Below are 12069 nucleotides of genomic sequence, written 5' to 3'. Positions count from 1 at the left end.
GTCTTTTAACGTCTTGTGTTTTAGTTGGCGTTTCTACTCGCCAGTACGGATTCTAAGATTGCCATTCGAACAAAGACACCGTTGGTCATTTGTTGGACAATGCGTGATTTTGATGCTTCAACCAAGTGGTCAGCAATTTCCACATCTCGATTAACTGGAGCAGGATGCATTATGATTGCTGTTTCTTTTAAGCGATTATAGCGTTCTTGGTTCAAACCGTGTTGAGCATGGTAATCTTCTTTTGAAAAAACGGCTCCACTATCATGGCGTTCATGTTGAACTCGGAGTAACATCAGAACATCCACCTGATCAACAATCTCATCAATAGTTACAAACTGTCCATAGTCCGCAAATTCTTGACTTCTCCATTCCTCAGGTCCTGCAAAGTATAGTTCAGCTCCCAAGCGTTTCAAAATCTGCATATTGGACTTGGCAACACGTGAGTGGTCCAAGTCGCCTGCAATAGCAACCTTGAGACCCTCAAAGTGCCCAAATTCCTCATAAATGGTCATCAAATCAAGCAAGCTCTGGCTAGGATGTTGACCTGAGCCATCACCACCATTGATAATGGAAGTCGTAATCGACGGACTCGCAATCAACTCTCTGTAATAGTCAACCTCTGGGTGGCGAATCACACAGACATCCACTCCTAGAGCAGATAGGGTCAAGATGGTATCATACAGTGTCTCACCCTTATTGACCGAACTAGTCTTCACATCAAAGTCAAGTCGTTCCAGCCCCAGCTTAATCTCTGCCACTTCAAAGGACTTATGTGTCCGTGTAGAATCTTCAAAGAAGAGATTCGATACGATAGGTTTGTTCTCGTAGGGAAGTTGGGCTCCGTTTTTAAACTCGATCCCTCGTTTGATCAATTTCATCACTTGATCAACTGTAAGGTCTTCCATGGAAACCACATGGTTCAATGCTTGTTGATTTTCTGACATGGCTACTCCTTCAGCTTTCTAAGCTTCTTCAGTAATCAGAACTCTGTCTTGGCCATCAAGTTCTGTCATCTCTACGATGATTTCTTCAGAACGACTGGTTGGGATATTTTTCCCAACGTAATCTGGACGGATAGGCAATTCTCTATGTCCACGATCAACTAGCACCGCAAGACTCACGCGCGCAGGACGACCATGGCCGACAATGTTATCAATAGCAGCACGGATGGTACGGCCTGTATAGAGTACATCATCCACCAAGATAACTTCACGGTCTGTCACATCAACAGAAATCAAAGAAGTATCTTCTCCGCTTTTAACATCATCACGGAAAGGTTTGGTGTCCAATTCCACAACAGGAACAGTGATGTTTTCCAACTGCTCCAAGCGTTCTTTGATACGATGAGCGATGAAAACACCACGCGTTTTTATCCCAGCTAGGATAATTTTATTCAAATCTTTATTGCGCTCAATAATCTCATAAGTAATTCGCGTAATCGCTCGTTTGACAGTCAATTCGTCTACAACTTCTTTTGTCTTCATGACAAACCTCCAAAAAGAAAAGTCTCCTTCTACAAGGAGACTTGAAATGTATAGCTAAGCGAGCCCTACTGTATACAGTATAGACTTCACCCTTCTACTTTATCGCGCTCCTTGCCTGCCTCACGGGACAGGTTTAAAGGACTATTTAGTTATCATTTACTATAGCACAAAGCACCCTTAAAATCAAGCAAAAACTTTTTCAGAGTCCCCTTAAACATTACTAAAATCATACAGTTGGGGATAGTGGTCACATTCTGGATTTTTGGGATGGCAGATAGCTCGTCCAAAGTAAATCATAGCCTGGTGGGCTGCTAACCACTCTTCTGGTGGCAAGACATCCATAACACGTTTCTCTACTTCAAGTGGCGTAGCCGATTTTTTTACGATATCGTGATGCTTACAGATACGCTCCACATGAGTATCCACTGCAAAAGCAGGAATCCCAAACCCCACACTCATGACGACATTTGCTGTTTTACGACCAACACCCGCTAGACTTTCTAATTCCTCTCGTGTCTGAGGCACTTGACCATCAAAATCGTCTAGTAACTGTTGGGCACATTTTTTAAGGAATTTGGCCTTATTTCGATACAGTCCCAGGCGAGAAATGTGTGAAGCAATTTCACTCTCTGTCGCGACAGACATGGCTTGTGGCGTTGGAAAAGCAGCAAAGAGACCTGGCGTAGCCTTATTTACCGCTGCATCTGTCGTCTGAGCTGACAACATCACCGCAACCAAGAGTTCAAAATGATTGCGAAAATCTAGACTTGGTTTGGCATCTGGAAAAAGGGCAATAATTTCCTCTATGACATGACGGGCACGTTTCTTGGATAAAACCATCTACTCGTCTCCATCAAACAGTCCTTGCAAGCCAGCAAATGGACTGTTTTCTTCTTTCTTGACTGCTTGTTGGGCTTGGTATTCTTCCTCAGTCATGATTTGCCAGTCATTTCCTGACACAAAACCTTGGCCCGCCTCTTCTTCTGCCGTCAAGACTTTGATTGGGATATTGAGCAAGATATTATCTGCTACGCTCTCTGCAAGGTTGATTTCCCCATTTTCGATAGGCAAGACCAAATCATCATCTAGAACTTCCTGGTCCAGTTGGTTGGTCGCTCCTTCCATGAAAACTTCTGTCACTGGATAAGACTCAGCTAACTCAACCGGCTCCATACTGCGGCTGGAAGCAAGGACAATGGTATATGACAACTGATAGTCTAAGAAATACAGACGGTCTTCGTACTGTACCTTCCCCACTGCAAGGATATCTTTGACATCTAAAATCTCTTGGTTCCGTTTACGCAAGTCTGCTGCCAGGTCTAAAGCTTGTTCAAAATGCAGGCCTTCAGGTTGCTTACGAATTTCTTGAATATTTAACTTCATATTTCCTCCATAAAGATGTACTCACTTGATTATACCATGAAAAGGCTATAAGTCAGCTTTCCAAACTTTGATATTAAAATCTCATTTTTTAACATATTTACTATGACAAACTTTCCTATTAGTGCTATACTATAGGCAAGAATACACTAGAGCAAGGAGGATGCTCATATGGAAGATAAAGCACTCATCACTGAAGCTTACCAACTCCTTTCCGAGTTAGATAAAAGCTACCAAAGTTGCAAACAAGGAACAGCCGATGATCTTCGACTGCAAGAGCTGCTGAACACCACTCTTACGGAACTAAAAAAAGCAGAAAAGCTGGACAACAGTATCTTAATCGACCTTGAGAAATTTTACCAACGCACCAGTCTTCTGATTGGACTAGGGAGCCTAAAACTGAATGATCAAGCACGCACCGCTTGGCGCAACTATGACAAGTTCCACTACGAACATGTCAAACACGTACTGACTCTCTATGGGCCTGTTTTTGGTTTCTGATACTCTTCAAAAATCTCTTCAAACCACGTTAACTTCGCCTTGCCGTTGGTATGGGTTACTGACTTCGTCAGCTCTATCTGCAACCTGAAAGCTGTGCTTTAAGCAGTCTTCGGGTCGCTTCCTAGTTTGCCCTTTGATTTTCATTGAGTATAAAAACTAGAATTTCCTGTTTTCTATTGACAAAATTTCCTGAAAGGTATAGGATAGAGGTACTAATACTCGGAGGTAAGGGAGACATGAACAACTAATCTATCAAATAAAGAACCTTTATTTAGTAGATCTTGTTTTTGTCTCTTTTTGTGTGCTCTTTTAATACTAGATTTTCTAGTATCTTGTCCTCATTGAAAATCAAAAAACTGGAAAGCTAATCATCTGCCCCTCTTGGGTTAGGCAGCTCCAAGCTAGTTTGACGACCTTTTCAACGAGGATAATAGAGTTTTGACAGTGACTTTGGGCTCTACTAGATAAAGTAGAGCTTTTTGTTATGCACTATGGACATTCTAGAAAGGGCAACAATATGATAAAAATCAATCATCTGACCATCACACAAAACAAAGATCTACGAGATCTTGTATCTGACCTAACCATGACTATCCAAGACGGAGAAAAGGTTGCTATTATTGGTGAAGAGGGAAATGGCAAATCGACTTTACTACGAGCTTTAATGGGGGAAGCTTTGCCTGATTTTACTATCAAGGGCGACATTCAGTCTGACCTTCAATCACTGGCCTACATTCCTCAAAAACTAGCTGAGGACCTGAAAAAGAAAACTCTACATGACTACTTCTTTTTGGATTCTGCTGATTTAGACTACAGTATTCTTTATCGTTTGGCGGAGGAATTGCACTTTGATAGCGACCGTTTTGCTAGCGACCAAGAAATTGGCAGTCTATCAGGGGGCGAAGCTTTGAAAATTCAGCTCATCCATGAGTTGGCAAAACCCTTTGAGATTCTATTTTTAGATGAACCTTCAAATGACCTAGACCTTGAGACGGTTGATTGGCTAAAAGGTCAAATTCGAAAGATTAGGCAAACTGTTATTTTCATTTCCCATGATGAAGACTTTCTTTCTCAAACTGCGGATACTATTATCCATTTACGCCTTGTTAAACACCGGAAAGAAGCCGAAACCCTAGTGGAGCATTTAGACTACGATCGCTATAGTGACCAGAGGAAGGCTAGTTTTGCCAGACAAAGCCAGCAAGCTGCTAACGACCAAAGAGCCTATGACAAAACCATGGAAAAACATCGTCGCGTTAAGCAGAATGTAGAAAATGCTTTGCGAAATACTAAAAATGATGTTGCCGGGCGCCTATTGGCTAAAAAGATGAAAAATGTACTCTCTCAAGAAAAACGCTTTGAAAAGGAAGCCCAGTCCATGACCCAAAAGCCACTTGACGAGGAACAAATCCAACTTTTCTTTTCAGACGTCCAACCATTACCGGCTTCTAAAGTATTAATCCAACTGGAAAAAGAAAATTTGTCCATTGGAGAGCGCGTTTTAGCTCAGGGGTTACAACTAACTGTCCGTGGCCAAGATAAAATCGGTATCATTGGGCCAAATGGTGTTGGGAAATCAACTCTGTTAGCCAAGTTTCAACAACTGCTCAGCGCCAAAAGAGAGATTTCGCTTGCTTTTATGCCACAAGATTACCATAAAAAACTGCAATTGGATTTATCTCCAGTAGCCTACCTCAGCCACACTGGACAAAAAGAAGAACTCCAGAAAATCCAATCTCACCTAGCCAGTCTCAATTTCAACTATCCAGAGATGCACCACCAAATCCGCTCCCTATCTGGCGGGCAACAAGGTAAACTCCTACTTTTAGATTTAGTGTTGCGCAAACCGAACTTTCTTCTTCTGGATGAGCCCACACGAAACTTTTCTCCCACTTCTCAACCCGAAATCAGAAAACTATTTGCCTCCTATCTAGGCGGTCTGATCACTGTTTCGCATGACAGACGCTTCTTAAAAGAGGTCTGTACGAGTATCTATCGTTTGACAGAAAATGGTTTGGAAGTCGTCGCTTTACAAGATTTATAATTTTTGAACATAGCAAAAATCCAGAGAAATCTCTCTGGATTTTTTTTACATGTGTTTCAAGCGTTCGATTCGTTCTGAGATAGGTGGGTGGGTATAAAAGAGTTTTTGAAGTCCCCCACCTTTCTTGGGATCATTGATATAAAGAGCGCTGCTGGCATCATCAACATGGTGATGCATTGGCTCGCTATTCTCCAACTTGCGCAGTGCATTGATCATCCCTTGAGGATTGCGAGTCAGCTCCACACTGGATGCATCCGCCAGAAATTCCCTCTGACGGGAAATTGCAAGTTGCACCAAAGTTGCCGCGAGAGGTGCTAGAACAATGGCTAAGAGAGAGATAACAAGCATGATAATCTCCAAACCATTTCCATCGCGATCATTATCACTCCGTCTGCGACCTGCGCCACCCCACCACATCATCCGTCCTGCCATACTAGACAGAAGGGTAATAGCACTGGCAAGGGCAACAGCAATGGTCGAAATGCGGATATCGTAGTTTCGGATATGACTGACCTCATGCCCCATAACAGCTTCCAGTTCCTCGCGATTCATGATAGCCAGAAGGCCCGAAGTGGCTGCGACAGCTGCATTCTGCGGATTCGAACCTGTTGCAAAGGCATTTAAAGAAGAATCCTCAATGATGAAAACACGTGGCATGGGAATCTGAGCGACCATGGCCATATCTTCTACTACATGGTAGAGGTCTGGGGCTGTTTGCTCATCAACCTCACGCGCCCCATTCATAGACATGACAATCTCTGTCGATTGAAAGATCATGGTCAGAGCGTAGATAAGACCAATAATCAAGGCAATAATCATGCCCCCAAGACCTGAGCGCATGAAGAGATAGCCAACCGCATAACCAACCAAGGCTAAGAGTAGGAAGAAAACCAGCAACAAAATCCAAGTTTTTCGTTTATTGCTCGCAATTTGATCAAACAACATCTTAGTCACCTAAACCGCTAAAGTCAACTTTAGGAACTGCCTTTTCCTCTTCAGGTGTTTGAAGGAAGTCTGCAGCTTTAAAGCCAAATAGCCCTGCGATGATGTTACTTGGGAAGCTTTCAAGTTTTACATTGTAGTTGCTGACAACACTGTTGTAGAGTTGGCGTGAATATGAAATTTTATTTTCTGTATTGGTCAACTCTTCTTGCAATTTGATAAAATTAGCACTAGCTTTCAAGTCTGGGTAATTCTCTGCTACTGCAAAGATACCAGAAATCTGGCGGGTAAGGGCATCACTGGCCTTCATAGCTTCTGCCGGTGAAGTTGCTGCGGCTACTTGTCTACGAAGTTCTGTTACTTTTTCCAAGGTAGAACCTTCATATTTGGCATAGCCTTTGACTGTTTCAATCAAGTTTGGAAGGAGATCATTACGACGCTTCAACTGAACATCGATCTGGCTCCAAGCCTCCTTGGTCTGCATACGATTTTTAACCAAACCGTTATAGCTAACAATCACAAAAATAACAATCAGAGCCAAAACTCCAAGAATAATCCAAGTCATAATCTTATTCCTTTCTGCTTTTAGATTACTACCAGTATATCAAAATTTTAATGAATATGGTAAAATAAGATGATACTAGAGAAGGAAAGTACTATGAAACCAGAAACATTTTACAGCTTGCTCGCTGAGCAAAATCTTCCACTTTCTGACCAGCAAAAGAACCAATTTGAACGGTATTTTGAACTCTTGGTCGAGTGGAATGAAAAGATTAACCTGACCGCTATTACAGATAAAGAGGAAGTTTATCTCAAACATTTTTATGATTCGATTGCACCCATTCTGCAAGGCTTGATTTCAAATGAAACTATCAAACTTCTTGATATCGGAGCGGGGGCAGGATTTCCTAGTCTGCCCATGAAAATTCTCTATCCTCAGTTGGAGGTGACCATCATTGATTCGCTCAATAAGCGCATCAACTTCCTTCAGCTTTTGGCTCAGGAGTTGGATTTGGATGGTGTTCACTTCTACCATGGACGGGCAGAAGACTTTGCTCAAGACAAGAACTTCCGTGCCCAGTTTGATGTGGTGACGGCTCGTGCGGTTGCCCGTATGCAGGTTTTGTCTGAGCTGACCATTCCCTATCTTAAGGTTAGCGGCAAACTATTGGCACTCAAGGCCAGCAATGCTCCTGAGGAATTGCTAGAAGCCAAGAATGCCCTCAACCTCCTCTTTAGTAAGGTAGAGGACAACCTCAGCTATGCCCTGCCAAATGGAGATCCGCGCTACATCACTGTGGTCGAAAAGAAAAAGGAGACGCCTAACAAGTACCCAAGAAAGGCTGGCATGCCCAACAAACGCCCACTTTAAACAATGGTGCCCCCTTGTTTAAAATTCAGAAAACCATTTACAAAATCAACCTCGCTCTCTTATTTCAAGGCTCGGGAAAAATTCGTTTACAAAACGAACCTCGCTCTCCTATTTCTAGGCTCGGGAAAAATTCGTTTACAAAACGAACCTCGCTCTCCTATTTCTAGGCTCGGGAAAAAATGATTTACAAAATCAAACCTCGCTTTCGCATTTCTAGGCTCGGGAAAAATTCGTTTACAAAACGAATTTTTTCTGCTATACTATCCTAAGCAAAGGTTTTTAATGTCATCCTGTGAGGTGACGAAGGCGCAGATTTATATAAATTTTTAAAAGATAGCTATTTTTTAAAAAGTCTTACTCTGAGGGCCTATTGCTGCAAAATAATGGGCTCTTTTTTGGTGCCCAAAAGTGAGGTTTTTATGAAACAGGAATCAACTGTTGACTTGTTACTAGACGTTGATCAACGTCCTTCTGCTGGTAAAGGTATTCTTCTCAGCTTCCAGCACGTATTTGCCATGTTTGGTGCAACCATTCTCGTTCCCTTAATTTTGGGAATGCCCGTGTCGGTTGCTCTCTTTGCTTCCGGTATTGGAACACTTATCTACATGATTTCTACTGGCTTTAAGGTTCCAGTTTATCTAGGTTCTTCATTCGCCTTTATCACAGCTATGTCTCTAGCCATGAAAGAAATGGGAGGCGATGTCTCTGCTGCTCAAACTGGAGTTATCTTGACTGGTTTGGTCTATGTCCTTGTAGCAGCAAGTGTTCGTTTTGCAGGTACGAAATGGATTGATAAACTCTTGCCACCAATCATTATCGGACCTATGATTATCGTTATCGGTCTTGGTCTTGCTGGTTCTGCTGTAACGAATGCTGGACTCGTAGCAGACGGAAACTGGAAAAACGCTCTTGTAGCTGTCGTGACGTTCTTGATTGCCGCTTTTATCAATACAAAAGGAAAAGGGTTCCTTCGTATCATTCCTTTCCTCTTTGCCATCATCGGTGGGTACATCTTCGCTATGATGCTTGGTTTGGTTGACTTTACCCCAGTCCTTCAAGCCAATTGGTTTGAAATTCCTGGTTTCTACTTGCCATTTAGTACAGGTGGAGCCTTTAAAGAGTACAACTTGTACTTCGGTCCTGAAACAATCGCCATCTTGCCAATCGCTATTGTAACCATTTCAGAACACATCGGAGACCACACAGTTTTAAGCCAAATCTGTGGCCGTCAATTCCTGAAAGAACCAGGACTTCACCGTACGCTTCTTGGTGATGGTATCGCGACATCTGTATCAGCCTTCCTCGGTGGACCAGCTAATACGACTTACGGCGAAAATACAGGGGTTATTGGGATGACTCGTATCGCTTCTGTCTCTGTTATCCGTAACGCGGCCTTCATCGCCATTGCTCTTAGCTTCCTAGGGAAATTCACTGCCTTGATTTCAACCATTCCAAATGCTGTGCTTGGTGGCATGTCCATCCTTCTCTACGGAGTTATCGCCAGCAATGGTTTGAAAGTTTTGATTAAGGAACGCGTTGACTTCAGCCAAATGCGTAACCTTATCATTGCAAGTGCTATGCTGGTACTTGGACTTGGTGGAGCAATCCTTAAACTCGGTCCAGTAACCCTTTCAGGTACTGCTCTATCAGCCATGACAGGAATCATCTTGAACTTGATTTTGCCACACGAAAATAAAGACTAATCATCTATACACAAAAAATCCACTCGATTGAGTGGATTTTTTAATTACTTACTCTTTATTTCCAACAGTAAATCTTTCAATGAAATAATGGTCACGGCTAGTAAAATCATAGCCATACCTATAAAATCAATCGCATAAAACTGTTCCTTCATAATCAGAAAGGCAAAGAAAACGGCAGAAATTGGCTCTATGGAAGCCAATAAACTAGACTTAACAGGGCCTATCAGACTAGCTCCCTTTAGGAAAGCTGTATAGGCAAAGACCGTTCCGATGATGATAATCCCAGCAAATGCAAAGAGAAAATCTAAGCTGGTTGGTATGCTGGCCTGTAAGACTCCTGTGAAGGGAATAGCCACTACACCAGAAATAACCATCCCGACACCAATCACCAAAATACTGCCCCACTTCTTAATCAAAACGATGGGAAGAATAATATAGAGGGCATAGGTCAAGGCTGAAAAGAGGCCCCAGAACAGACCTAGGGGTGTGACAGACAACTGGTCGACTTTCCCATGCGTCGCGATCAGAAAAGTTCCTCCTATAGCCAATCCAATCGAAATAATCTCAGCCAGTGTCGGAGCTACCTTATCCTTCATACAGGTATAAACCAAGATCCCAACGGGGCATACATACTGGAGAACTGTCGCCGTTCCAGCATTGGTTTCCTGAATGGCAGAAAGATAGGCAAACTGGTTTAAGAAAAGTCCAAAAACTGCAAATAGCAACAGAGATAGCAGACTTTTTTTGTCTTTTAAAAAAGAAAGGAATTTATCCTTTGAAGTCGTATAGGATAAGAACACCAGTGCCAAGCCTGCAATGATAAGTCGCAAATTGGTCAAGACTAAAGCAGAAATCCCGTGTGCCATCAGGTATTGGCCACTGGTTCCAGACAAGCCCCAAGCAATCCCTGCCACTACTGTATACAGAGTTCCTTTTACGGTTTTCGACATGCTTCCCCCTACTCCTCTTGACGAATCATTTCCATGACTTGGTTTCGATCGACTATCCACTGGGCACGCTCATCCTTCTCATACGTTCGATTGGATAAAAAGATAGCCGCTTCCTGCTTCTCCCGATTCCACATAATGAAGGTACCTGTATAACCCGTATGGTCGAGCCAAGCTCCTTCCAGATTCCAGGCTAGAGACCGCTCCTTATCATTTAAGGGAGCGTAATTTTGGCTCAAATCTGCAGCAAACTCATCTTTCAAGTAATGTTCCAGAAAAATTTGCAAATCCTTAACAGTCGAAAACAAACCAGCACTTCCTGCGTGTTTCCCTAATAGACGGGCTTTGGGGTCGTGAATGATTCCGGACTCTACTCCTCTCACTGTTGGTACAGCTTGCTCAATGGGGCCGAACTGGGTTTCTTTCATCCCCCATGGTTCCAAAACTTGTTCTTCTATAATCTGATCCAAGTCTTGGTTAAAGATTTTTTCCAAAAGAAAGCCCAAGAGTAAAAAGTGAACGTCTGAGTATAGAAAAGCAGGCTGACTTCGTCTGTTGAGGTGAAACATAGCTTCTCTCAATTCCTCTGCACTTAACTTGTCACGTTTGGGAATGAAGGGGTCTAAATCTGTAGCATGGGTCAGAAGCTGCCGTATAGTGATATCAGGATAATCACACTCCGGTAAAAAATCCGTCACCGGTCGATCAATATCGAATTTGCCCTGCTGCCACAAGAAGGTAAAAACCGTCCCCACTCCCACGACCTTACTCACACTTGCCAAATCATAAACCAAACCGGTCTCTGTCTTCAAGCCTCGTTCTGGATCACTCAATCCTAGATAAGACTCTTTCCATTCACCATCCTTATAATACGCAAAAGAGGCCCCGGGATATACCCCTGCCTCGATTTGATTTTCTATTTTTCTTAGAATTTTTTCCAACTTCATGCTTCTTCAAACCACAATTCAATGTTATTGGCATCTTTACCAAGGAAGAATTTTTCAGACTTAGGGACAAAGTAGCCTGTCTTTTCAAATTTCTGACGAAGGCTGGTTAGATCAAAATTCTTGACTAAAAATTTCAACATCGTCAGGTCCCAAGTGACATTGTTTTCAACAGCCAAATCTGCTCCTTGCCCTTTAGTAAAGGTGATTACTTGCGCTACTCTTTCAGAATCAAGTAAACTCTCTGTTCCTTCAGGCAAACGCAACTCCATAGAAACATCAAATTGACTCACGTATTTTATACTTGTATTTGAATAAAATTCAGGAACAGTTTCCAGTGGAACCAAATCGCTTATATCATTTTCTGCATGAACAAGGATCACATCCTCTTCAGGAGAAACAATCTCAAAAGCATACCCACGGTTTCCTTTAAATAGGCGTGGAAGAGACTTCATCTGAGAAAGAAGGCCCTCGATTTCAGAAGGATTTTCAACCTTTATCAAGAGTCTAGCTAGCTTCTTAAGTCCTTCAACTCTGCGCGTTCGCATACTTGGAGCCTCTTCTAAAATCAATCTCTCCGTACCTGTCTGGTCGCCTAATGAAAGAAAGGCAGACTCTTCTAGCAAAGGTTTCATCCCCAGGGTTTCAATGTAAAATCTTTCATTTAATTTTCGATTATTAACTTTCAAAGTCGGAACGATCCGAACAATCTCATTCACACTCATAAATTCCTCCAACTCTTTTATTTTAAA

The 12069-nt window shown here is 42.5% G+C and carries 13 protein-coding genes; 4 read left to right on the top strand and 9 right to left on the bottom strand.

Translation table 11 applies throughout. The features are described 5' to 3' along the window. Positions 1–20: 20 nt before the first annotated feature. From ACORHV_RS03260 to ACORHV_RS03245, 4 genes are all read right to left on the bottom strand, one after another. Positions 21–944, bottom strand: a complete 924-nt coding sequence (locus ACORHV_RS03260) for an aspartate carbamoyltransferase catalytic subunit (RefSeq protein ID WP_001293856.1) — start codon at positions 942–944, stop codon at positions 21–23. Between the two features lie 18 nt (positions 945–962). Next, the gene (gene pyrR, locus ACORHV_RS03255) at positions 963–1484 is read right to left on the bottom strand and encodes a bifunctional pyr operon transcriptional regulator/uracil phosphoribosyltransferase PyrR (RefSeq protein ID WP_000850018.1); all 522 of its coding nucleotides are present in this window, start codon (positions 1482–1484) and stop codon (positions 963–965) included. Between the two features lie 210 nt (positions 1485–1694). Beyond that, positions 1695–2324 carry an endonuclease III gene (gene nth / locus ACORHV_RS03250; protein WP_000244432.1) on the bottom strand — a complete coding sequence of 210 codons (630 nt, stop codon included), beginning with the start codon at positions 2322–2324 and terminating at the stop codon, positions 1695–1697. After that, complete coding sequence (locus tag ACORHV_RS03245) at positions 2325–2867, bottom strand: YceD family protein (protein WP_000773194.1); 543 nt, start codon at positions 2865–2867, stop codon at positions 2325–2327. Positions 2868–3035: 168 nt separating this feature from the next. Here ACORHV_RS03245 and ACORHV_RS03240 point away from each other — a divergent pair, with 168 nt between their 5' ends. Together ACORHV_RS03240 and ACORHV_RS03235 are read left to right on the top strand one after the other, a co-directional pair. Further along, entirely contained in the window at positions 3036–3365 is a 330-nt protein-coding gene (locus ACORHV_RS03240) for a hypothetical protein (RefSeq protein ID WP_000389545.1), read from the top strand. Positions 3366–3849: 484 nt separating this feature from the next. After that, entirely contained in the window at positions 3850–5409 is a 1560-nt protein-coding gene (locus ACORHV_RS03235; RefSeq protein WP_434398803.1) for an ATP-binding cassette domain-containing protein, read from the top strand. Between the two features lie 45 nt (positions 5410–5454). Here ACORHV_RS03235 and htpX read toward each other — a convergent pair whose 3' ends face one another. Further along, entirely contained in the window at positions 5455–6354 is a 900-nt protein-coding gene (gene htpX / locus ACORHV_RS03230; protein ID WP_000895755.1) for a zinc metalloprotease HtpX, read from the bottom strand. 1 nt (position 6355) lies between these two features. Continuing rightward, the gene (locus tag ACORHV_RS03225) at positions 6356–6916 is read right to left on the bottom strand and encodes a LemA family protein (RefSeq protein ID WP_000219838.1); all 561 of its coding nucleotides are present in this window, start codon (positions 6914–6916) and stop codon (positions 6356–6358) included. A 93-nt stretch (positions 6917–7009) separates the two neighbouring features. Between ACORHV_RS03225 and rsmG the strand changes: the two genes are divergently transcribed. Then, a complete protein-coding gene (gene rsmG / locus ACORHV_RS03220; RefSeq protein WP_434398800.1) occupies positions 7010–7723 on the top strand; it encodes a 16S rRNA (guanine(527)-N(7))-methyltransferase RsmG in 714 nt (237 codons plus the stop codon). A gap of 419 nt (positions 7724–8142) precedes the next feature. Next, the gene (locus tag ACORHV_RS03215) at positions 8143–9426 is read left to right on the top strand and encodes a uracil-xanthine permease family protein (RefSeq protein ID WP_000808282.1); all 1284 of its coding nucleotides are present in this window, start codon (positions 8143–8145) and stop codon (positions 9424–9426) included. 44 nt (positions 9427–9470) lie between these two features. On the opposite strand, the gene ACORHV_RS03210 is transcribed toward ACORHV_RS03215, so the two are convergent. The 3 genes from ACORHV_RS03210 to ACORHV_RS03200 are packed head-to-tail and all read right to left on the bottom strand — an operon-like array spanning position 9471 to position 12042. Further along, on the bottom strand, positions 9471–10376 hold the full coding sequence (locus tag ACORHV_RS03210; RefSeq protein ID WP_000047999.1) for a DMT family transporter: 906 nt from the start codon (positions 10374–10376) through the stop codon (positions 9471–9473). Between the two features lie 8 nt (positions 10377–10384). Next, complete coding sequence (locus ACORHV_RS03205; RefSeq protein WP_070838174.1) at positions 10385–11320, bottom strand: serine hydrolase domain-containing protein; 936 nt, start codon at positions 11318–11320, stop codon at positions 10385–10387. Beyond that, the gene (locus ACORHV_RS03200) at positions 11317–12042 is read right to left on the bottom strand and encodes a CppA N-terminal domain-containing protein (RefSeq protein WP_434398797.1); all 726 of its coding nucleotides are present in this window, start codon (positions 12040–12042) and stop codon (positions 11317–11319) included. Before ACORHV_RS03200 ends, ACORHV_RS03205 begins: the two co-directional genes overlap by 4 nt. Positions 12043–12069 lie beyond the last annotated feature (27 nt).

The sequence above is a fragment of the Streptococcus sp. KHUD_016 genome (assembly GCF_051106465.1).
Lineage (GTDB): Bacteria > Bacillota > Bacilli > Lactobacillales > Streptococcaceae > Streptococcus.
Note: the sequence above shows the minus strand (reverse complement) of the source record. Positions and strands in the feature narration are given on the sequence as shown.

Coding starts and splice junctions, on each gene's coding strand:
- ACORHV_RS03235 (WP_434398803.1), top strand. CDS start 3,850: ATGCACTATGGACATTCTAGAAAGGGCAACAATATGATAAAAATCAAT.
- ACORHV_RS03245 (WP_000773194.1), bottom strand. CDS start 2,867: ATGAAGTTAAATATTCAAGAAATTCGTAAGCAACCTGAAGGCCTGCAT.
- ACORHV_RS03210 (WP_000047999.1), bottom strand. CDS start 10,376: ATGTCGAAAACCGTAAAAGGAACTCTGTATACAGTAGTGGCAGGGATT.
- ACORHV_RS03225 (WP_000219838.1), bottom strand. CDS start 6,916: ATGACTTGGATTATTCTTGGAGTTTTGGCTCTGATTGTTATTTTTGTG.
- pyrR (WP_000850018.1), bottom strand. CDS start 1,484: ATGAAGACAAAAGAAGTTGTAGACGAATTGACTGTCAAACGAGCGATT.
- ACORHV_RS03240 (WP_000389545.1), top strand. CDS start 3,036: ATGGAAGATAAAGCACTCATCACTGAAGCTTACCAACTCCTTTCCGAG.
- ACORHV_RS03200 (WP_434398797.1), bottom strand. CDS start 12,042: ATGAGTGTGAATGAGATTGTTCGGATCGTTCCGACTTTGAAAGTTAAT.
- htpX (WP_000895755.1), bottom strand. CDS start 6,354: ATGTTGTTTGATCAAATTGCGAGCAATAAACGAAAAACTTGGATTTTG.
- rsmG (WP_434398800.1), top strand. CDS start 7,010: ATGAAACCAGAAACATTTTACAGCTTGCTCGCTGAGCAAAATCTTCCA.
- ACORHV_RS03260 (WP_001293856.1), bottom strand. CDS start 944: ATGTCAGAAAATCAACAAGCATTGAACCATGTGGTTTCCATGGAAGAC.
- ACORHV_RS03205 (WP_070838174.1), bottom strand. CDS start 11,320: ATGAAGTTGGAAAAAATTCTAAGAAAAATAGAAAATCAAATCGAGGCA.
- nth (WP_000244432.1), bottom strand. CDS start 2,324: ATGGTTTTATCCAAGAAACGTGCCCGTCATGTCATAGAGGAAATTATT.
- ACORHV_RS03215 (WP_000808282.1), top strand. CDS start 8,143: ATGAAACAGGAATCAACTGTTGACTTGTTACTAGACGTTGATCAACGT.